Origin of the sequence: Micromonospora sp. RHAY321, from assembly GCF_023896955.1 — a bacterium.
Taxonomy (GTDB): Bacteria; Actinomycetota; Actinomycetes; order Mycobacteriales; family Micromonosporaceae; genus Micromonospora.
In genome coordinates, this window is sequence record NZ_JAMHIW010000008.1 from 137,559 (window position 1) to 156,618 (window position 19,060).

Sequence of the window (19,060 nt, forward strand, 5' to 3'; positions counted from 1 at the left end):
CCCAGCATCCTCCGACACACCGGGCGCCACGGACACCGGACGATCGGGCACGGTTGTTCTCGCCATCGTCGGGGAACCCTACGCCCATGAGCACTTACCGTGATCCGGCCCTGCGGGGCGACGTGTTCCCCTCGGAGGAGGAGCTGGACCCGACCGGCAGCGGGGTCGAGCCGGCGAGCGCCCCACCGGTCGGGGGGTTGCCGAGCCATCCGTCACCCACGCCCGGTCCCCGACCCACACCGGCACCCGCGCCGGCCCCGACGCCGGTGCCGGCGCCCGGCCCGCCGCCGCGTGCCCCCGGGGCGCGGTCGATCGTGACCCGGCATGTGGACGGCTCGGTGGAGGTGGTCACCGACCTCGACGGGGACGGCGTCGCCGACATCGTGCAGGTCGACCTGAACGGCGACGGCGCGACGGACGTCACCTATGTGGACAGCGATCGGGACGGCCGGCTGGACACCGTGCTGCGCGACCCGGGCATGGTCGGGACGGGCGGTGGAGCGCACCGGGAGGTCTGACCGGCCGCCGGATCACGTCGGGCTCAGAGCTTCGCCATCACCTCGCTGGCGACCAGCTCGATGTGCTCCAGGTCGGTGAGGTCCAGCACCTGGAGGTAGATCCGCTGGCTGCCGATCTCCGCGTACCGGCCGATGGTGTCGAGGACCTCTGCGGGCGTGCCGGCCAGGCCGTTCGCCCGTAGTTCGTCCGTTTCGCGGCCGATGGCGGCTGCCCGGCGGTTCACTTCGGCGTCGTCACGCCCGCAGCAGAGCACCAGGGCGTTGGACCAAACCATCTCGGCCGGGTCCCGCCCGATCTCGGTGCACGCCGCACGGACCCGGTCGAACTGCGCGGCCGTGTCGGCCGCCGAGGCGAACGGCAGGTTGAACTCGTCGGCGTAGCGCGCGGCCAGCCGCGGGGTGCGCTTCGGGCCCATTCCGCCGAGCAGGATCGGTGGGCGGGGCTGCTGTACCGGCTTGGGCAGGGCCGGCGAGTCACTGATCGGGTAGTACCGGCCGGCGTGCTGGAACCGCTCCCCCGGCGGGGTGGCCCAGAGCCCGGTGATGATCGCGAGCTGCTCCTCCAGCCGGTCGAACCGCTCGCCCAGGGACGGGAACGGGATGCCGTACGCGGTGTGCTCGTCGGCGTACCAGCCGGTGCCGATGCCCAGCTCCACCCGGCCACCGCTCATCTCGTCGACCTGGGCCACGGTGATGGCCAGCGGGCCGGGCAGGCGGAAGGTGGCGGCCGTCATCAGGGTGCCGAGCCGGATCCGGCTGGTGTCCCGGGCCAGGCCGGCCAGCGTGGTCCAGGCGTCGGTGGGGCCGGGCTCACCGGTCGCCGAGCCCATCGCGAGGTAGTGGTCGGACCGGAAGAACGCACCGTAGCCGGCGTCCTCGGCGCAGCGGGCCACGGCGAGCAACTGGTCGTAGCTGGCGCCCTGCTGGGGTTCGGTGAAGATCCGCAGTTCCATTCCCCGAGCATAGGAAGCCGGGCGGGCTGCCGCTCCGGTACGGTGGGCGCTCCTCGTATGCCTTGACAGTCATATAACGGGTGGGACATATTGGGCTGGTGTCCACCGACGCCTTCACCGTCCTCGCCGAACCCACCCGGCGCCGGATCCTCGACCAGCTCCGCGACGCGGAGCGCAGCGTCGGCGAGCTGGTGGACAGCCTCGGCGTCAGCCAGCCGGCCGTCTCCAAACACCTGCGCGTGCTTCGCGAGGCCGGCTTCGTCTCCAGCCGGACGGCCGCCCGGCAACGGATCTACCGCCTCGACCCGGGCCCCCTGCGGGCCGTCGACGGCTGGCTGGACCCGTACCGCCGGCTCTGGGACCGGCACCTGGACGCCCTGGAACGGCACCTCGACAGTCAGGAGCAGTGAATGGACCGCAACGCGTTCCGCCCCAGCCCACCCGCGGACGTCCGCGCCGAACCCGCCGACGGCGGCGCCACCCTGGTCTTCGTCCGCGACCTGCGGCACCCCCCGGCCACCGTCTGGGCGGCGCTGACCGAGCCGTCCCGGCTCGCCGAGTGGGCGCCGTTCCTCGCCGACCGTAACCTCGGCTCCCCCGGCTCCGCCGTGCTCACGCTGATCGACGGCGAGACGGCCGCGCCGACCACCGCGACGGTACGTCGGGCCGAGCCGCCGCACCTGCTCGAGTACACCTGGGGCGACGACCTGCTGCGCTGGGAGCTGAGCCCGCTGGGCAGCGGCACCCGGCTCACCCTGCGGCACACCGTCGCCGATCGGGGCCTGCTGGCGATGGTCGCGGCCGGCTGGCACCTCTGCCTCGACGTCGCCGACCGCCTGCTCGACGGTGACCCGGTCGGCCCGATCCGGGGTGCCGAGGCCAAGGACTTCGGCTGGCCCGAGCTGCGCGACGCGTACGCCGATCGGCTCGGTGAGGGCTGACCCGCCGCGTCCCCTGGCCGGCGAACGCGCCGCCCGCCTCCCCCGACCGGGCCGTCACCGGCGACGGGCGTCCGGGTCATCCGGTGCCGACGCCCCTTCCGCCCGCGCGCCCGGGACGTCCACGCTGGACGGAGCGTGCCGCGACCGGCGGCTCGGCGGACGCGAGGAGAAGACGATGGATGATCGGCACCGCGACCGGCTGACGGCGGCCGTGGCGGACCTGGTCCCGGAGCTGTCCCGACGGGCCGGCGAGATCGAGCAGGCCCGGGAGCTGCCCGCCGACCTGCTCGACGCGCTGCGCGCCGCCGGCTGCTTCCGGATGTTCGTGCCGCGCAGCCACGGCGGGTACGAGGCCGACCTGCGCACCGGGCTGCGGGTGCTGGAGACGCTGGCCCGGGCGGACGGGGCGACCGGGTGGACGGTGATGATCGGCGCCGAGACCCCGCACCTGCTCGCGATGCTGTCCCGGGAGCGGTTCGACAAGCTCTACGCCGAGGGCCCGGACGTCGTGGTGGCTGGCGGCTTCGCCCCGCAGGGACGGGCCGAACCGACCGACGGCGGCTACCGGGTCACCGGGCGCTGGGCGTTCGCCAGCGGCAGCCGCCACGCCGACTGGATCTTCGGCAACTGCGTGCTGACCGGCACCGGGCAGCCGGCGGCCGGCGAGCGGCCGCAGCTGCGCTCGATGCTCTTCCCGGCCGACCGGGTCACCGTGCACGACACCTGGCACGCGTTGGGGTTGCGCGGCACCGGCAGCCACGACGTCGAGCTGACCGACGCGTTCTGCCCCGCCGAGGACAGCCTCGACCTGTTCACCGGGGTGCCCTGCGTACCCGGACCGGGCTTCGTCGCACCGCTGGTGCACTTCGTGCTGCACCTCGGCGCGGTCGCCGTGGGCATCGCGCAGGGCGCCCTCGACGACATGGTCGCGTCGCTGGCCGGCGGCCGGCAGCGGCTCTACGCCCGCCAGTCACTGGCGGACTCGCCGGCCTTCCGGATCCAGCTCGGCCGGGCCGACCTCGACGTCCGAGCCGCCCGGGCGCTCCTGCACGACCTGGCCGACGAACTCTGGGCCGCCTGCGCGACCGAACCGGCGGCGGTGGCCCGGCTGCACCCGCGGATCTCGGCCGCGCTGCCCTGGGTGACCGAGCGGACCGCCGCAGCGGTGGACGCCTGCTACCGGGCCGGTGGTGGCGGGGCGTCCCGGGACGGCACGCCGCTGCAACGCCGTTTCCGGGACATCCACACGTTCAGCCAGCACGCCGCGGCGGCCGAGGGCTGGCTGGGCAACAACGGCACCGAACTGCTCGGCCGCCCGGTCGAGCTGGCGTACTGAGCGCCGGCGGGTCGCCCGCCGGCGGCGCGGTCAGACGTACGGCCGGGTGGCGTACGCGGTCCGGAGCGCGGCCAACCCGGCCGGCTTCGGCGACAGCGTGCCCCACCCGGAGTTGAAGTAGTTGGTCCGGACGATCCGTGGCCCGCGCTCGGCGTTGAGCTGCGCCACGGCCGCCGGGACGGTCGCGATCCAGGCAGCCTGATTCGGGATCTCAGCCGACCGCACCCCCCACTCCGCGATGATCACCGGCCGGGACAGCGCCACCGGCCCGAGGTCCGCCACCGCCCAGTCCTTTGTGCGGCGAAACCGGGACAGCGCGGTGTCGTTGGCGTTGGTGGCGTAGACGTTCCACTGGAGGAAGTCCAGCCGGGGCATCAGCCACTCCGGGTGGGTGCGCTGGAAGCAGGCCCGGTCGAAGCCGCCGAGGCCGATGGAGAAGGTGGTGCCGGCGGGCATCGTCCGCGACTTGAACCAGGTGAGGATGTAGTTCACCGCCTGCAACGCCCGCGCGTCCGACTCGGCCCACGTGTACGCCTTGCCGGCCTCGGTGGTGCCGAACTCGTGGTCGGTGTCGAACTCCGAGGCGAGCTGGATGTTCGCCGCGAAGCCGAGCGTGCGGTACTGCGCCAGGGCGCGGTGGAACAACCCGTCGCACTGACCGTTGAGCACCTGGGTGTACCCGTACGCCTTCGGCCAGGTGGTGCCCGGCCGCTGCTGGATGGTCATCGACGGCGCCGGGACGGTGTAGCTGGTGCCGTCCACGGTGAAGGTCTGCGGCCCGGTGTCCGGGGCACCGTAGTGCTTCAACTCGAGGACCATGTTCATCTGCACGCCGGCCTTGCCCAGGTTGACCAGCCAGGGTCGGTTGTAGCCGGGGAAGGTGTAGCCGTCGGCGAAGCTGCGGTACTGGGTGAGCGAGCGGAAGTTGCCGCCGGCCATGTCGGCGGTCGGATCGGCACCGCCGGAGAGGTAGTAGCCACCGAGCACCGGCTGGCTCAGCGAGTAGTCGGCGGTGGCGGTCGCCGTGTTCCCGGCGGCGTCGCGGACCTGGACGGTGACCCGGGGCATCACGCCACCGCCCGGTACACAGCCACCGCGCCGTTGTCGGAGACCCGGGTCCAGATACGCCCGGAGTTGTCGGTGACGGTCACGGCGAGCGGGTCGATGATCGCGGTGACCCTGACCGGGGCACTGCTGTTGCCCTGCGCGTCGCTGACCACGATGGTGACGGTCAGCGGTTTGGTGTCGGCGTCGGAGTAGGTGACGGTCAGCAGCATCTGGTCACCCGGTGCGTAGACGGATGCGCTCAGGGCGGCAGTCGCGGTGGGAGCGGCCATGGTGGGCCCTCTCTGACTCGGCCGCCGGGCCGGGGACGCGGATGAGCGACGCCGGACCGGGCGGGGTCCACAGTGCGATGAAAGGCCGGCGGGGCACGGGCGCGGCGCGACCGTGGGCGGCGTCGCGCCCGGCTGTCGGCGGGTGATGACGTCCTTGTCCCGTGGGCGGTGACACCGCTGCGGGCGCCCGGAGCGGTGTAAACGGCAGTCGCGGGCCTTGCGCGTGGTCGGGCCGGCGGCTGTGCCGTGTCCGCCGCGACCTCAGGGCCGGGCTGGGTGAGGGCGGCGCCGGTACGGACGGTGCTGTCCTCACCGGGCCGGAGGAATGGGATGTGGCCCGACATCCGTCAGCCTCTCCACCTGCCCCAACAGTGCTCTACCAGGGGCTTTACCGTCTTGTCCGGTTTGCGACAGCACCGGAGGGCCCGCAGACGGTCGCCCGCGCGGGGCTGCCGTCGGTCACGTTACGTCGCTGCTACCGATGCCGGCCTCGGCTGGTCCGACTAGCGTTCCAGCGGCGCCGACACCGGCGCGACCGCTTCCCTGCCACGCACTGAATGAGGGCCGATGTTGTTCCGCGCCACCACCGGGGCCGATCTCGACCGGGTCACCGGCTTCTCCGTCGACGAGCCGGTCAGCACGATCGACGCCGACCGCTATCTCGACGAGTTGGGCAAGGGGATGTACCGGCCGGAGTGGACCTGGATCGCCGAGGTCGACCGACGGGTGGTGGGCCGCGCGCTGTGGTGGGGGCAGGCGTCCAGCGAGCACCCGGTCGCCCTGGACTGCCTGCACGTCGAGGCGTCCGTCGCCGACCGCGCGGCGGTCGCGGCTGGCCTGCTCGACGCCGGGCTGGGGGCCTTCGCGCGGCAGGGCGCGCCGAAGCCACCGCTGTACAACCTGACGCTGCCCAACGGCTGGCGCGACGACGAGGCCGTCTCCGCGGCGGTGGCCTGGCGGCGGAGCGCGGCGCTGGCGGTCGGGCTCACCGAGGAGGTGGAGCGGCTGCGGTTGGAGTGGACGCCCGAGGTCGGCGTGCCCTCGGGCAGCGGCAGGCTCGTCTTCTCCGAGGGCTCCGACGAGGAGTTCCTGGACGTGTTCCGCCGGATCGCGGTGGGCAGCCTGGACCTGGAGACCCGCCGGAACCTGGCGGTCAAGGGCCCCGAGGTCACCGCCCGGGAGGAGATGGACTTCTACCTGGGCTGCCCGGGCGAGCGGGCGTGGTGGCGACTGGTCCGGACCGCCGACGGGACGCTCGCCGGTCTGGCGATCCCGTCCGCGACCCCCTACAACCGCAACGTCGGCTACCTGGGCGTGGTGCCCGAGCTGCGCGGACGTCGCTACATCGACGACGTGCTCGCCGAGATCACCCGGTTCCACGCCGAGCAGGGGGCCGAGCTGATCACCGCTACGACCGACACGACCAACGTGCCGATGGCCGCGGCCTTCGCACGGGCGGGTTACCGCACCGCGCAGATCCGACTGCTCTACTCGGCCCCGGGCTCATGAGGCGAGCAGCGTGGCGAGGTCGGTGCGGGAGGTGACACCGAGCTTGGGGAACGCCCGGTAGAGGTGGTGCCCCACGGTTCGGGGGCTCAGGAACAGCTGTGCGGCGATCTCCCGGTTGGTGGCGCCGGCCGCGGCCAACCGGACGACCTCGCGTTCCTGCGGGCTCAGCCGGCTGAGCGGTCCGCCCAGGGACGGTTCCGCCGCGTCGCCGCTGGCCCGCAGCTCCGCCCCGGCCCGGCGGGCCCACGGCTCGGCGCCGAGCGTCGTGAAGGTGTCGAGGGCGTCCCGCAGGTGGCGGCGTGCTTCGAGTTTCCGGCGGGCGCGACGGAGCCACTCTCCGTGGAGCAGTGCCGTCCGGGCCCGGTCGACGGCACCGCCGCCTTGGTGCAGCCGGGCGGCCGACACGAAGTGCTGCTCCGCCTCGCCGTCCGACGCGGTCAGGGCACGACAGCGGTGGGCCAGCGCCACGAGCCCTGGGCGACCCGTCTTCCGCGCCCACTCGTCGAGGAGACGCGTCGGCTCGACGGCCCGCTCGGGTCGGCCGGCACGTACCGCCGCTTCGACGAGATCGGGCAGCAGGAAGACACCGAACAGCCGGTGACCCGGGGCCGCCCGCGCCGCCTCGAACCGCTCCAACGCTGCGTCCGCGCGTCCGACGCCGAGGTCGAGCAGGCCCAGCGCCCACAGTGCGTCCGCCGTTCCCCGGCCGATGCCGCGTGGCTCGGTGTACGCCAGAGCGTCCCACGCCAGCCTCCGGGCCTGCTCCTCCTCTCCGCGTACGGCCGCCAGGGTCGCCAGGACGGCGCGCAGGTGGGCGGCCCGGTGTGCCAGGTTGTATCCCTCGGCCAGCCGGAGTCCGTCGGTGGCGTGCACGGAGGCGGCGTCGTACCGCCCGAGGGTCAGCTCCACCCGGGCGAGCAGGTGCAGCGCGGTGGGCAGCCACCCACCCATGCCGCTGTCCCGGCAGTGGTCGACCGCCTCGGCCGCGATCTCGTACGCGGCCTGGTCATCGGCGCTCAGGTGGCAGTAGATCCCGGTCATCAGCCGGTCCATGAACCCGCTGTCGGTTCGACCCCGCGCCGCCATGAGTGGGTGGAGCGCGCGCAGTGCTCCGGGCACGTCGTCGGCGAGTAGGCGGGCGGGGACGGCCAGCACGAGTTCGGTCGGGGCCCGGGCCGCGACCGCCGCGATCAGCTCCGCGTTCCCGGAGGAGAACGCGGCGTGCAGGGCGTCCACCAGCAGCGCGGGGAGTTTGTCCGGCCGGCGGACCCCGATGTGATCGGCGCAGTCGAGCAGTATGCGGGCGGCGACGTCCGGACTGCCGTACCCCAGCTCCACCACCGCCCGGACCCGCGCGAGATCCGCCGCCAGGCCGGGGTCCTGCGGCGTCACCTCGACCATCGCGGCGAGCCGGCCGCCCCGCTCGTCCTGGCCCGCGTCCGCGGCAGCCTGGGCGGCGGCGACGAACCGGCGGGCCCGGGTCTCCGGCTCGGCCGTGAGCTGGGCGGCCCGCTCGTACGCCGCCGACGCCGACGCGAGCGCCTGCCGGCCGCCGGCCCAGACCGCGACCCGCTCCAACTCGTCGGCGACCTCCTCGTCCGGCCCGGTCGCCGCGGCGGCCAGTTGCCAGGCGCGCCGGTGCGCGTGCTCGGGTGCGACGAGCACGGCTGCCAGCGCCCGGTGTGCGGCGACCCGGCCGGCGAACGGGCTGCCCTGGTACACGGCGTACCGGATCAGCGGATGCCGGAAGCGCAGCACGTCGCCGGACAACACGATGAGGTCGGCGCGTTCGGCCGGCTCCAGGTCAGCGACCGTCGCCTCCGCGGCCCGCAGGATCACATCGAGTGTTCCGGTGTCATCTGCCGCAGCCGTCAGCAGCAGTGCCCGGGTGGTCTCGGGTAGCCGGCTGATCTGCGCCTGGAAGGCGTCCTGGACCCGGCTCGACGGTGCGGACATCGTCAACGGGCTGAGCTGACCGGCGCGCTGCGTCGGGGTCAGGGCGGCGGAGAGTTCCCGCAGCGCGAGCGGGTTGCCCTGCGCCTCGTCCAGGATCCTTTCCCGAACGTACGGCGGCAGGTCCGAAACCAGCGCCGCGGCGGCCTCCTGGTCGAGTCCCGCCAGGTGCAGCGAGGGAAATCCATCAACACCGGCCACCCCTGCGGTGCTCCGGGCCGCGAAGATCAGCACGACCCCCTCGACCTGCAACCGGCGGGCGGCGAACGTCAACGCGTCCACCGACGCCCGGTCGAGCCACTGCGCGTCGTCCACCAGGCAGAGCAGCGTTCCCCCGTCGGCGGCCTCCGACAGCATGGTGAGCACGGCCAGGCCGATGACGAACCGGTCGTGCACCGTGTCGTCGGTGAGCCCGAAGACCGCCCGCAGCGCCCTGGCCTGAGGGCTGGGCAGCTGGTCGACACGATCCATGACCGGCAGGAACAACTGGTGCAGGCCGGCGAAGGCGAGTTCCGTCTCCGATTCCAGGCCGACGAGCCGCAGCACCCGCATCCCGGACGCGCGGGCGGTGGCGTAGTCGAGCAGCGCCGTCTTGCCGATGCCCGCTTCACCGTGGATCAGCAGGACGCTGCTCGCGCCGCCCCGGGCATCGGCCAGCATCCGGTCGACCCGGTCGCGCTCCGCCGCCCGGCCCTGCACCACGTACCCCCGTCGTCACCCGTCCCGCCGCCCCGTCGACGCGACGCCGCACGTCAGACAGCTCGACACGCAGCTCAAGAACCTAGCCGAGCGGACGCCGCCGATCGGGAACGGGCCTCGGGTTGGTGTCCTGCGCTACCGGGCGGGCGTCACTCGGGTGCGGCGCCCCGGACGGCCCAGGCGCGCGCGGCGAGCCGGATCGAGCCGTCCGGCTCGACCGGCAGCCGGGCGGCCAGCAGCTCCCGCAGCGCGGTCCGTTCCGGCTCGGCCAGGGTCGTGACGTACGCCGGGGCGGCGCCCTGACCGCCGAGGAACGGCGTCCAGTAGTCGGTGAAGTCAGCGAAGACGGTCGACACCTCGACGGCCCGGACCGACACCTCCCCCAGCCCGGCTTCCACCCACAGCGCCCGCAGGGCGTCCGGCTGGCACACCGGAAAGCGGCTTCCCTCGTCCAGTTCGGCGGCGACCGGGTCGGGCTGGGCGGCGGCCGCCCAGAAGTGCCGCATCATCGCCATGCCCTCGGCGTAGTCCCAGACGTACGCGGCCACCGCCCCCGCCGGCCGGACCACCCGGGCGAACTCGGCCACCGCCCGCGCCGGCTCGGGGACGAAGTTGAGCGCCAACCCGCTGACCACCGCGTCCACGGCGTTGTCGGGCAACGGCAAGGCCCGGGCGTCACCGACCTGGAAGGTCGCCCGAGCGTCGGTGACGCGGGCTCGCGCGTTGCCGACGAAGCCCACGGAACGATCGATGCCGGTCACCCGGGCAGGATCGGTGTCGGCGAGGATGGTCGAGGTCAACGCGCCGGTGCCGCAGCCCACGTCCAACCAGTGCCGCCCGGGCGGCACGTACAGCCCGTCCAGGAAATCGGCCGCGATCAGGCGGCTCCACCGACCCACATACGTCTCGTACGCGTCACCGTCCGCCCACACCGGGTGCGCCATGCCGGAACGATACGACAGACCTGGGTTTCCCATGACCCGCCGAACCGTCGGTGGCCGTGACCCGTCGGCCCCGACACTCGACCACCTGGCCGATCGGTGCGCGCTGCCCCTGGTCGACGAGACGGGCGGCTCGACGAGGGGCACCGCCGGCGGCGGCTTCAGTCGTCGCGCCCGGCACCGCGGTCGGGTGCGCTCATGTCCCCCGTCCCGGGCGTGCCCTCGGCGAGCCCGTAGCGCAGGTACACGGTGCCCTTCGGACTGGCCACCGGCGGTTCGAGGAGTGTGACGTTCGTGGGCACGACGCCACCGTCGAACACCTTCTTCCCGACGCCGAGCACGACCGGGTACACCCAGAGGTCGAGACGGTCGAAGAGCTTCTCGCGCAGGAGGGTCTGCACCAGGTTCAGGCTCCCGACGACCTTCACGTGCTCGTGCCGGTCACGGATCTCGCGGACCGCGCCGGCCAGATCTGGGCCGAGCTGGCTGGACCCGGCCCACGAGAGGTCGGGTCTGCCGCGGGAGGCCACGTACTTCGGGACGCTGTTGAAGAGTGTGGCGATCTCGCTGTCCTCGCCGCCCTCCTGGTGGGGCCAGTAGCCGGCGAAGATGTCGTACGTCCGCCGGCCGAGCAGGAGGGCATCCGTGCCCTCGTACGCGGCACCGATCTGCGCTCCGGTGGCCTCGTCCAGCAGGGGCGCCTGCCAGCCGCCGAACGGGAACCCCGCCGGGTCCTCGTCGGGGCCACCGGGCGACTGCCCGACGAGGTCGAGGGTCGCGAACAGCTCGATGTGGATGAGGCCCATGCCTGACTCCCGATGAGTTGGTTGTCTCGGTGCGCAGCGCGCTGCCCTGCGTACGTCACCAGGCCCGGACCCCGCACCAGCACTCCCCGCTCACGATAGATCACAGACCGCGTCCACACTGGTAGCTGCCATCCAGCGTCACCGCAGGTGTTGGTCGGTGCCGTGGATCTTCGCCAGTTCCGCGGCGAACTCGGCCTCGGTGAGCGCGCCACGCTGGTGACGGGCGGTGTCCAGCCCGCGCGGCTCAGCCGCCGACCCGGTCGACCAGGGCAGCGGTGACCTCGCGGGTGGTGGCGGTGCCGCCGAGATCGCGGGTACGGGTGCCGGGGTCCCGCAGCGTCGACTCCATCGCCGCCAGCACGTCGTGCGCCGCCGCCGGATGGCCGAGGTGGTCGAGCATCATCGCCGCCGACCACACCGCGCCGACCGGGTTCGCCACCCCCTTGCCGGCGATGTCCGGCGCGGACCCGTGGACCGGCTCGAACATGGATGGGCAGGTGCGCGTCGGATCAAGATTGCCCGACGGGGCGATGCCGATCGAGCCGGCCACCGCCGCCGCGAGGTCGCTGAGGATGTCGCCGAACAGGTTGGACGCCACCACCACGTCGAAGCTGCCCGGTTGCAGCACGAACTTCGCGGCCAACGCGTCGATGTGCTCGCTGCGCCACTCGACGTCCGGGAAGCCCGCCGCCCGTTCGGTCACCACCTCGTCCCAGAAGGGCATGGTGTGCACGATGCCGTTCGACTTGGTCGCCGAGGTGACGTGGCGACGGCGGGTGCGGGCCAACTCGAAGGCGTAGTCGGCGATCCGGCTCACCCCGGCCCGGGTGAACACCGACTCCTGCACGGCCATCTCCTCGGGCTGGCCGCGACCGAGCCGGCCGCCGATCTCGCTGTACTCGCCCTCGACGTTCTCCCGCACGACGACGAAGTCGACCGCACCGGCCCGGGCGCCCCGCACCGGGCTGTCGACACCGTCGAACACCCGCACCGGTCGCAGGTTGACGTACTGCCGGAAGGCCCGCCGGATCGGAATCAGCAGGCCCCACAGCGAGACATGGTCGGGCACGCCGGGCGCGCCGACCGCACCGAGCAGGATCGCGTCGTACGGCCGCAGCACGTCCAACCCGTCGGCCGGCATCATCGCGCCCTCGCGCAGGTAACGCTCGCACGACCAGTCGTACTCGTCGTAGCTGAACTCGATGCCGTGCCGGCGGCAGACGGCGTCGAGCACGGTGCGCGCGGCGGCGGTGACCTCGGTGCCGATGCCGTCGCCGGGGATGACGGCGATGCGCTGGCTCATCGGCCGACTCCGGTGACGGCGAGCATCAGCGGCAGGAGGAGAAGGATGACGATCGCACCGATGACGTCGAACGACGCGCCGGACCGGATCATCCGTGTGATGGGTACGGTGCCGGAGCCGTAGACCACCGCGTTCTGCGGGGTCGACACGGGCAGCATGAAGCCGAAGGACGCCGCGAAGGTGGCCGCGAGGGCCGGCACGAACGGATCCACGCCGGCGGCCACGGCGACCGGAATGATGATCGGTACGACGACCGCGGCGGAGGCGGTGTTGCTGGTCGTCTCGGAGATGATGATCGCCAGCACGACGGCGAAGGCGGTGATCGCGAAGACGTTGGTCAGGCCGAGCCAGTCGGAGCTGGCGTTGCCGATGGTCTTGGCCAGGCCGGTGTCGTCGAGCAGCGCCCCGAAGATGATGCCGGTGCCGAAGAGCAGGATGGTGCCCCAGTCGATGCGCGCGGCGTCGCTCCAGTTGAGGGTGTACTCCCGGTTGCGCCAGTCGGTGGGCAGCAGGAAGAGCAGGGACGCGCCGAGCACGGCGACGATGCCCTCGTTGAGGCGGCCGCTGACCGTCTCGTAGACGCTGGACTCGGTGCCGGCGACCAGGGCGACGATGCCGGGAAGGATCCACAGTGTCACCGTCACCGCGAAGGCGACGAGGGTGTTCTTCTCGGCCCGGGACAGCTTGCCCAGCCGGGCCCGCTCGGCGGCGACGTACTCTTCCACGCCCTCGATCCGGCGGATCTCCGGCTTGTTGAGCAGCAGCAGGATCGTGGCCAACGCGAGGAACATGACCAGGCAGATCGGGAACGCCGTGGCCATCCAGCCGGCGAACGAGATCCGCTCGCCGGTGGCCTCCTCGATGAGGGCGCGCCCGATCAGGTTGGGGGGCGTACCCACGGGGGTGAGCAGACCGCCGACGCTGGCCCCGTACGCGAGCATGAGCATCAGCGCGAAGCCGACCCGCAGCCGGGTCGGGTCCCAGCCCGGCTTGGTCAGGCCGCGGCTCTGGAGCAGCTTGGCGATGACGGCGAGGATGCCCAGCGCGGTGGGCAGCAGCATCGCCACCGTGGCGGTGTTGGACACGAACGCCGACAGCAGAGCGGTGATCACGCCGAAGGCGACGATCACCCGGCCCGTCGTCCTGCCGACGCCGGGCAGCGACAGGATGCGGAACGCGAAGCGTTGCGCCAGGCCGTGTTTGAGCATCGCCTGGGCGAGGATGAACGCCCCGATGAAGGTGAACACCGTCGAGGAGCCGAACGGCTGCAGGACGTCACCGGCCGGGGCGACACCCATCAGCACGATCACGCCGACCCCGATGAGACCGCCGACCGGGATCGGCACCGCCTCGGTGATCCACAGGGCGATCACGCCGATCAGGATCCCGGCCAGGGTCTGCTGGCTGGGTGGCATGTCCAGCGGCAGGGCGAGGAAGATCAGCGCCAGGACCGGCGCGAGGATCAGCCCGACCGTGCGGCGCCGCTTCTCGAATCGCTCTTCGGTCTCGGAGAGCCGCTGCTCGGCGAGGCCGCGATAGGTGGCACCACCGAGCAGCGCCTTGTCGACGTCCACCCGGGCCGGGTCGTCCGGCCGGTCGTCACCCCGTTGCTCCGGTATCGTCGCCCGTGGCTCGCTGTGACCCGCGTCGATGTCAGCCATCCATCGATGGTCCAACTGTGCGGTACGTCACGCAAGGCGCGATCGAACTTCTCTCGCCGTGCGGCATCGACCACCGTCGGCGCCACGGGGGCCGGACGGGGCGGCGGTCTCTCTTTCTGTCTCCGCACCGGCACCACCACGGCGGGCGTCGATGCCCGGTCGGGTCGGCAACGTCGTACCAGCGAGGAATGTTGACATCGGGAGCAACAGGCGATGCTTGTTGAATGACAACCAGCCATCCCGGGGGTGCGTCTTCGGTCCGGAATCGGATCTGGCGCGACTTCCTGGCCGCCGCCGTGGAGGCGGTGCGGGGCCGCACGAGCGGGCAGGAGGAGGCGCTACGGGCAGAGCGCGCCCGCGGGGTGGACCGGCTCGGCCAGCAGGTGGTACGCCAGGAGCGGGCACGACGCAGGACGGCCCCCCGCCGCGCGCTCCGCTGGCTGGCACGCCGCAACGCCGCCTGAGTCGGCGCTCTACCCGTCGCCTCGCTCCACCCGGAGACCACCGCCGCCGCGCGGGATCATGTCGCCGGGCAGCACCAGGAGCGGCTGCCCGACAACCAGACGACGACGCCGGTAGAAGGCGTTCGCGGGCGGCAGGGCGAGCAGGACGACGGAGACCAGCAGCGCGGGCGACGCCACGTACCCCGTGAAGGTGGCGACGGGCTCGACCCACGCCGGTATCCACTGCCCGGCGATGGCATCGACCCTGTCCCAGTCGGTCCTGTCCCCGGCCTCCGCCGGAGGAGTCGGAATGAGACGCAGGGCCAGCCAGCCGCCCGCCACCGCGAGGGTCACGCCGCCGATGACCCAGGTGACGATCCGGGTCCAGTTCCACCCGCCGAGGTTGACCAGCGCCAGCACGACGACGACGAGCGCGCCCAGCGACACGACCAGACCGACGCCCATGAGGAAGGCCATCGGCAGAGCGGCGAACGCACTCGGCGTGCCGACCGCCTCGTGCGCCTTCAGGTACGCGTTCTGGGTGACCGCCTCCGCCGCCACCTGCCCCAGCCGTGCCAGGCCACTCAGCGCCAGCAACAGGCTGGACCCGACGACAACGGCCGGAACCGCTCGCCGGGACACCTGCGCCTTCGAACTCCCCGTGGTCATGAGGACGGATGCTAGTGCCCTGCCCTAGTCGGCTTGAGCGGCTCACGGGACTGGGACAATCTGTGGGGCCGTGTCGATCGGCGGGCCGCTCGTTCGACGTGTGGGAGCGAGGGCCGAGGGACGGACCCGCCGGACGAGGAGAACGCGATGTCGAAGTACCTGCTGATCATGCGGGGCACCGATGAGACGAACGCGGCCATGATGGCTGATCTCGACGAGATGATGGCCAGGACCCGCCGCTTCATCGAGGACATGATGAAGGCAGACGTTCTCGTCGCCGCAGAAGGGCTCGACGATCCGGGCCAGGGTGTCGTGGTCGACTTCAGCGGCGAGGCGCCGGTGGTCACGGACGGGCCGTACGGCGAGACCAGGGAACTGTTCGGTGGCTACTTCCTGCTCGATGTCGCCACGAAACAGGAGGCGGTCGAGTGGGCCAAGCGGGTCCCGGCGGTGCGCGGTTCCACGATCGAGGTCCGGCGGGTGGCCGAGGCCGACGAGGTCCCGCAGGGCAGCGAGAGCAACGGCCCGATCTGATGGGTACGGCCGACGTCGAGACCGTCTGGCGGATCGAGTCGGCCCGGATCGTCGCCGCGCTGACCCGGTTCACCGGCGATTTCGGGCTGGCCGAGGACGCGGCCCAGGAGGCGGTGGCCGAGGCGCTGGCGTCGTGGCCACGTGCCTCTCCGGCCAACCCGGCCGGCTGGCTGATGGCCACGGCCCGGCGGCGGGCGATCGACGCGATCCGCCGCCGGACCGCCCTGCAGGACCGGTACGCCCTGCTGGCGGTCGACCTGACGGTCGACTCGGCGGTCGACGAGGACCTCGACCCCGACAAGATCGACGACGACGTCCTGGCGCTGATGTTCGTCAGCTGCCACCCGGTGCTCTCCCCGGAGGCCCGGGTGGCGCTGACCCTGCGCGTGGTCGGCGGCCTGTCCAGCGAGGAGATCGCCCGCGCGTTCCTCGTACCCGTGCCGACCGTGCAGGCCCGCATCACCCGGGGCAAGAAGACGATCGCGGCGGCCGGGGTGCCGTTCGAGCTGCCGCCGGCCCGCGAGCGCCGGGAACGGCTGGGCGGCGTGCTCAGCGTCCTCTACGTGATCTTCACCGAGGGGTCGACGGCCACCTCGGGCGACCGGCTGCTGCGCCCCGACCTCGCGTACGAGGCGATCCGGCTGGCCCGCACACTGGCCGCGCTGCAATCCGACGAGCCGGAGGTGCACGGCCTGCTCGCGCTCTGCGAGCTGACGGCCGCGCGCTTCCCGGCCCGGACCGGCCCGGACGGTTCGCCGATCCTGCTCGAGGACCAGGACCGGCGGCTCTGGGACCTCTCGGCGATCCGCCGTGGGCTGGCCGCGCTGGCCACGGCATCGACCCGCGGCCTCGGCCCGTACGGCCTGCAGGCCGCGATCGCCGCCAGCCACGCGTCGGCACCATCGGTGGAGGAGACCGACTGGGACCGGATCGTGCTGCTCTACGAGGTGCTCGGCCGGGTCGCGCCCTCGCCGGTGGTCGCACTCAACCGGGCCGTCGCCGTGGCCATGGCCTCGGGTCCGGCGCAAGCCCTGGCCATCGTGGACGAGCTGATCGCCGCGGATCGGCTCCCCGGTTCCCACCTGGTGCCGACCGTACGCGGGGAACTGCTGGCCCGCCTCGACCGGCGACCGGAGGCGCGCGCCGAGCTGGAGCTGGCGGCTCGGCTGTGCGCCAACCAGCGCGAACGCGCAGTACTGCTGCGCAAGGCGGCCGCGCTGGGCTGACCTTGTCCAGCTCGGCCCGCCGGGATTCGAGTGCGCCCGGATGCCGGCGATCACGCAGCGGATGCTCGGGCACGGCGCAGGTCTAACATCCCGGGTCATGCGTGGGTTCTTCACCGTTGGAAGTCGAAGGCTCTCCTATCTGGACTTCGGTGGTTCGGGGGCTCCGCTCCTGGCTCTGCACGGGCACTACAACGAGGCGTCGGCATTCGCGCCGCTGGCCGAGGCGTTGGCACCGCGGTGGCGGGTGATCGCGCTCGATCAGCGCGGGCATGGAGCGTCGGACCGCGCCGACAGCTACGAACGTGACGACTATGTTGGCGACGTCGCCGCATTCCACCGGCATCTGGAGATCGGCCCTGTCGCTCTGCTGGGCCACTCACTCGGCGGAGTGAACGCCTACCAGTACGCCGCGCGGTACGCGGACCGAGTAACCGCGCTGATCGTCGAGGACATCGGCGCGATCGTGGACGTTGATTGGTCGTTCACGACCAGCCTCCCCCGCCACGCGCCATCGCGGGACGCGCTGGCCTCGGCCCTGGGCGCGGCGGCACCCTACCTGGAGTGTTCCTTCCGCCAGGCCAAGGACGGCTGGGGCTTCTCGTTCGACATCGGCGACACGATGGCGTCCCAGAAAGCACTCAGCGGTGACCACTGGAAGGACTGGGTCTCGGTGAGCTGCCCCACCCTCCTGATTCGCGGAACGCGCAGCGATGAACTGGCCGCCGACCACGCCCGCGAGATGATCGCCCGTCGCGCCGGCCAGGCCCGTCTTACCGAACTGCCCGCCGGTCACGTGGTGCACCACGACGCTCCGGCGCAGTTCGCCGCCGCTGTCAGCGCCTTCCTGTCCGAACTCGACTGAGGCAGGATGCGGACAGCGGTCCCTGGTCCCGCGCCCTAGCGTGGCAGCGTGGCTGCACCTCGCACGACCCAGCCAGGGGTGATGAGCCGCCGGCTGACCTTCCTGTTCGCGGTGGCGGCGGGAGCGGCCATCGCCAACCTGTACTGGGCGCAGCCGATACTCGGCCTCATCGCGGGCGATCTGGGCGCCGCGACCGCGACGATCGGTTGGCTCGTCACCGCGACCCAGATCGGGTACGCCGTCGGCGTGCTGCTGCTCGTGCCGCTCGGCGACGTCCTCGACCGCCGCCGGTTCGTCCCGGTGCTGCTGCTGACCTCGGCCGCCGCGCTGCTGCTGTGCGCGCTGGCGCCGTCGACAGGCGTGCTCCTGCTCGCACTGGGGGTTCTCGGCGTGACGACGATTTCCGGGCAGGTCCTGACACCGCTGGCCGGGGACCTTGCCGGCGACGCCCACCGTGGTCAGGTCGTCGGCGTCGTCGGGTCCGGGACCCTCACCGGCATCCTCGCCTCCCGTACGACCAGCGGTTTCGTCGCCGACGCCGCCGGGTGGCGTGCCATCTTCGCCCTCGCTGCGGTCGTCGCCGTCCTGCTCGCCGTCCTGCTCTACCGCGCGATCCCACCGCTGGCACCGCGAACGCGCATGCCGTACCCCGCGCTCATCGCCTCGGTCGGCGCGGTGGTCATGCGCGACCGGGCGGTCCGATGGACGCTTCTCCTCGCGGCCACCGGATTCGCCGTGTTCTCGTTGCTCTGGACGGCGCTGACGTTCCTGCTCAGCGACCCGCCGTTCGAGTACCCGGTACCGGTGATCGGGTTGTTCGGGTTGGCCGGCCTCGCCGGCGCTCTCGCCGTCCAGCACGCCGGTCGGCTGCACGACCGCGGGTGGTCGCTTCCGGCCACCGGCGCGGCATGGGTACTGGCCCTCGGCGCCTTCGTCGGCGCGGCGTTCGCCGGCCGGTCCGCCGTGCTCCTCGTCATCGTGATCGTCGTGGTCGATGTCGTCCTCCAGGCACAGGCCCTGCTCAACCGGGCACGGTTGTTCGCCCTGTCTGAGGAGGCTCGCAGCCGGCTCAACACGGCGCTGGGCACCGCCAACTTCATCGGCGGCGCGGTCGGCTCGGCCGCCGCGACCACGCTCTGGTCCGCGGGTGGCTGGACAGCGGTGACGATGGCGGGGACGGCGCTCTGCTGCTTCGCGCTCACCGTGTGGGCGCTGGGACGTCGGGGCCCGCTCGTGATCCGCCACGGCGTGGTTGACCGCCCTCAAGCCTCCGCGTGATCGCGCGGCGTTTGGACCGGGTGCTCGGACGTCGAACCCGCGAACGAGGGGTTATGAGACCACATTGCCCGCCATGACGACCTGGGTGGAT

19 protein-coding genes are annotated in these 19,060 nt (G+C 72.6%); 10 read left to right on the forward strand and 9 right to left on the reverse strand.

The features are described from left to right. Nucleotides 1-86: 86 nt before the first annotated feature. A complete protein-coding gene (locus tag M8C17_RS19025) occupies nucleotides 87-518 on the forward strand; it encodes a hypothetical protein (RefSeq protein WP_252417845.1) in 432 nt (143 codons plus the stop codon). 23 nt (nucleotides 519-541) lie between these two features. On the opposite strand, the gene M8C17_RS19030 is transcribed toward M8C17_RS19025, so the two are convergent. Further along, nucleotides 542-1,471, reverse strand: coding sequence for an LLM class F420-dependent oxidoreductase (locus tag M8C17_RS19030; RefSeq protein WP_252417846.1), 930 nt, complete (start codon nucleotides 1,469-1,471; stop codon nucleotides 542-544). A 98-nt stretch (nucleotides 1,472-1,569) separates the two neighbouring features. Between M8C17_RS19030 and M8C17_RS19035 the strand changes: the two genes are divergently transcribed. The 3 genes from M8C17_RS19035 (at nucleotide 1,570) to M8C17_RS19045 (ending at nucleotide 3,748) form a co-directional block, all read left to right on the forward strand. Beyond that, nucleotides 1,570-1,881: a helix-turn-helix transcriptional regulator gene (locus M8C17_RS19035; RefSeq protein WP_252417847.1), complete on the forward strand. Its 312-nt coding sequence runs from the start codon at nucleotides 1,570-1,572 to the stop codon at nucleotides 1,879-1,881. Continuing rightward, entirely contained in the window at nucleotides 1,882-2,412 is a 531-nt protein-coding gene (locus tag M8C17_RS19040) for an SRPBCC family protein (RefSeq protein WP_252417848.1), read from the forward strand. A gap of 175 nt (nucleotides 2,413-2,587) precedes the next feature. Further along, complete coding sequence (locus M8C17_RS19045) at nucleotides 2,588-3,748, forward strand: acyl-CoA dehydrogenase family protein (protein WP_252417849.1); 1,161 nt, start codon at nucleotides 2,588-2,590, stop codon at nucleotides 3,746-3,748. 30 nt (nucleotides 3,749-3,778) lie between these two features. On the opposite strand, the gene M8C17_RS19050 is transcribed toward M8C17_RS19045, so the two are convergent. Together M8C17_RS19050 and M8C17_RS19055 are read right to left on the reverse strand one after the other, a co-directional pair. Then, complete coding sequence (locus tag M8C17_RS19050) at nucleotides 3,779-4,816, reverse strand: hypothetical protein (protein WP_252417850.1); 1,038 nt, start codon at nucleotides 4,814-4,816, stop codon at nucleotides 3,779-3,781. After that, nucleotides 4,816-5,085, reverse strand: a complete 270-nt coding sequence (locus M8C17_RS19055) for a hypothetical protein (RefSeq protein WP_252417851.1) — start codon at nucleotides 5,083-5,085, stop codon at nucleotides 4,816-4,818. Before M8C17_RS19055 ends, M8C17_RS19050 begins: the two co-directional genes overlap by 1 nt. A gap of 567 nt (nucleotides 5,086-5,652) precedes the next feature. On the opposite strand from M8C17_RS19055, the gene M8C17_RS19060 reads away from it, so the two are divergent. Beyond that, a complete protein-coding gene (locus tag M8C17_RS19060; protein WP_252417852.1) occupies nucleotides 5,653-6,594 on the forward strand; it encodes a GNAT family N-acetyltransferase in 942 nt (313 codons plus the stop codon). Here M8C17_RS19060 and M8C17_RS32180 read toward each other — a convergent pair. The 5 genes from M8C17_RS32180 to M8C17_RS19085 form a co-directional block, all read right to left on the reverse strand. Next, complete coding sequence (locus tag M8C17_RS32180) at nucleotides 6,589-9,249, reverse strand: LuxR C-terminal-related transcriptional regulator (protein WP_252417853.1); 2,661 nt, start codon at nucleotides 9,247-9,249, stop codon at nucleotides 6,589-6,591. The two genes, M8C17_RS19060 and M8C17_RS32180, sit on opposite strands and share 6 nt — an antisense overlap. 146 nt (nucleotides 9,250-9,395) lie before the next feature. Next, nucleotides 9,396-10,190 (reverse strand): class I SAM-dependent methyltransferase, encoded by a 795-nt coding sequence (locus M8C17_RS19070; protein WP_252417854.1) that lies wholly within the window; start codon nucleotides 10,188-10,190, stop codon nucleotides 9,396-9,398. Between the two features lie 158 nt (nucleotides 10,191-10,348). Beyond that, on the reverse strand, nucleotides 10,349-10,993 hold the full coding sequence (locus M8C17_RS19075) for a dihydrofolate reductase family protein (RefSeq protein WP_252417855.1): 645 nt from the start codon (nucleotides 10,991-10,993) through the stop codon (nucleotides 10,349-10,351). A 244-nt stretch (nucleotides 10,994-11,237) separates the two neighbouring features. Continuing rightward, on the reverse strand, nucleotides 11,238-12,296 hold the full coding sequence (locus tag M8C17_RS19080; RefSeq protein WP_252417856.1) for a tartrate dehydrogenase: 1,059 nt from the start codon (nucleotides 12,294-12,296) through the stop codon (nucleotides 11,238-11,240). Then, the gene (locus M8C17_RS19085; protein ID WP_252417857.1) at nucleotides 12,293-13,957 is read right to left on the reverse strand and encodes a DASS family sodium-coupled anion symporter; all 1,665 of its coding nucleotides are present in this window, start codon (nucleotides 13,955-13,957) and stop codon (nucleotides 12,293-12,295) included. The genes M8C17_RS19080 and M8C17_RS19085 overlap by 4 nt, the downstream gene beginning before the upstream one ends. 224 nt (nucleotides 13,958-14,181) lie before the next feature. On the opposite strand from M8C17_RS19085, the gene M8C17_RS19090 reads away from it, so the two are divergent. Next, the gene (locus tag M8C17_RS19090) at nucleotides 14,182-14,421 is read left to right on the forward strand and encodes a hypothetical protein (protein ID WP_252417858.1); all 240 of its coding nucleotides are present in this window, start codon (nucleotides 14,182-14,184) and stop codon (nucleotides 14,419-14,421) included. Nucleotides 14,422-14,430: 9 nt separating this feature from the next. On the opposite strand, the gene M8C17_RS19095 is transcribed toward M8C17_RS19090, so the two are convergent. Continuing rightward, on the reverse strand, nucleotides 14,431-15,069 hold the full coding sequence (locus M8C17_RS19095; RefSeq protein WP_252417859.1) for a hypothetical protein: 639 nt from the start codon (nucleotides 15,067-15,069) through the stop codon (nucleotides 14,431-14,433). A 147-nt stretch (nucleotides 15,070-15,216) separates the two neighbouring features. Here M8C17_RS19095 and M8C17_RS19100 point away from each other — a divergent pair, with 147 nt between their 5' ends. The 4 genes from M8C17_RS19100 to M8C17_RS19115 all read left to right on the forward strand — a co-directional run bounded on the left by M8C17_RS19100 (nucleotide 15,217) and on the right by M8C17_RS19115 (nucleotide 18,969). Then, nucleotides 15,217-15,603, forward strand: coding sequence for a YciI family protein (locus M8C17_RS19100; RefSeq protein ID WP_252417860.1), 387 nt, complete (start codon nucleotides 15,217-15,219; stop codon nucleotides 15,601-15,603). Next, nucleotides 15,603-16,829 (forward strand): RNA polymerase sigma factor, encoded by a 1,227-nt coding sequence (locus M8C17_RS19105; protein ID WP_252417861.1) that lies wholly within the window; start codon nucleotides 15,603-15,605, stop codon nucleotides 16,827-16,829. The genes M8C17_RS19100 and M8C17_RS19105 overlap by 1 nt, the downstream gene beginning before the upstream one ends. 97 nt (nucleotides 16,830-16,926) lie before the next feature. Further along, nucleotides 16,927-17,691 carry an alpha/beta fold hydrolase gene (locus M8C17_RS19110; RefSeq protein ID WP_252417862.1) on the forward strand — a complete coding sequence of 255 codons (765 nt, stop codon included), beginning with the start codon at nucleotides 16,927-16,929 and terminating at the stop codon, nucleotides 17,689-17,691. 48 nt (nucleotides 17,692-17,739) lie between these two features. Beyond that, nucleotides 17,740-18,969, forward strand: coding sequence for an MFS transporter (locus tag M8C17_RS19115; RefSeq protein WP_252417863.1), 1,230 nt, complete (start codon nucleotides 17,740-17,742; stop codon nucleotides 18,967-18,969). Nucleotides 18,970-19,060: the final 91 nt, after the last annotated feature.

Excerpts from the sequence above, each read along its gene's own strand:
- M8C17_RS19025 (WP_252417845.1), top strand. The coding sequence starts at position 87 with ATGAGCACTTACCGTGATCCGGCCCTGCGGGGCGACGTGTTCCCCTCG.
- M8C17_RS19030 (WP_252417846.1), bottom strand. The coding sequence starts at position 1,471 with ATGGAACTGCGGATCTTCACCGAACCCCAGCAGGGCGCCAGCTACGAC.
- M8C17_RS19040 (WP_252417848.1), top strand. The coding sequence starts at position 1,882 with ATGGACCGCAACGCGTTCCGCCCCAGCCCACCCGCGGACGTCCGCGCC.
- M8C17_RS19045 (WP_252417849.1), top strand. The coding sequence starts at position 2,588 with ATGGATGATCGGCACCGCGACCGGCTGACGGCGGCCGTGGCGGACCTG.
- M8C17_RS19050 (WP_252417850.1), bottom strand. The coding sequence starts at position 4,816 with ATGCCCCGGGTCACCGTCCAGGTCCGCGACGCCGCCGGGAACACGGCG.
- M8C17_RS19055 (WP_252417851.1), bottom strand. The coding sequence starts at position 5,085 with ATGGCCGCTCCCACCGCGACTGCCGCCCTGAGCGCATCCGTCTACGCA.
- M8C17_RS19060 (WP_252417852.1), top strand. The coding sequence starts at position 5,653 with ATGTTGTTCCGCGCCACCACCGGGGCCGATCTCGACCGGGTCACCGGC.
- M8C17_RS19070 (WP_252417854.1), bottom strand. The coding sequence starts at position 10,190 with ATGGCGCACCCGGTGTGGGCGGACGGTGACGCGTACGAGACGTATGTG.
- M8C17_RS19075 (WP_252417855.1), bottom strand. The coding sequence starts at position 10,993 with ATGGGCCTCATCCACATCGAGCTGTTCGCGACCCTCGACCTCGTCGGG.
- M8C17_RS19080 (WP_252417856.1), bottom strand. The coding sequence starts at position 12,296 with ATGAGCCAGCGCATCGCCGTCATCCCCGGCGACGGCATCGGCACCGAG.
- M8C17_RS19085 (WP_252417857.1), bottom strand. The coding sequence starts at position 13,957 with ATGGCTGACATCGACGCGGGTCACAGCGAGCCACGGGCGACGATACCG.
- M8C17_RS19090 (WP_252417858.1), top strand. The coding sequence starts at position 14,182 with ATGACAACCAGCCATCCCGGGGGTGCGTCTTCGGTCCGGAATCGGATC.
- M8C17_RS19095 (WP_252417859.1), bottom strand. The coding sequence starts at position 15,069 with ATGACCACGGGGAGTTCGAAGGCGCAGGTGTCCCGGCGAGCGGTTCCG.
- M8C17_RS19100 (WP_252417860.1), top strand. The coding sequence starts at position 15,217 with ATGTCGAAGTACCTGCTGATCATGCGGGGCACCGATGAGACGAACGCG.
- M8C17_RS19105 (WP_252417861.1), top strand. The coding sequence starts at position 15,603 with ATGGGTACGGCCGACGTCGAGACCGTCTGGCGGATCGAGTCGGCCCGG.
- M8C17_RS19110 (WP_252417862.1), top strand. The coding sequence starts at position 16,927 with ATGCGTGGGTTCTTCACCGTTGGAAGTCGAAGGCTCTCCTATCTGGAC.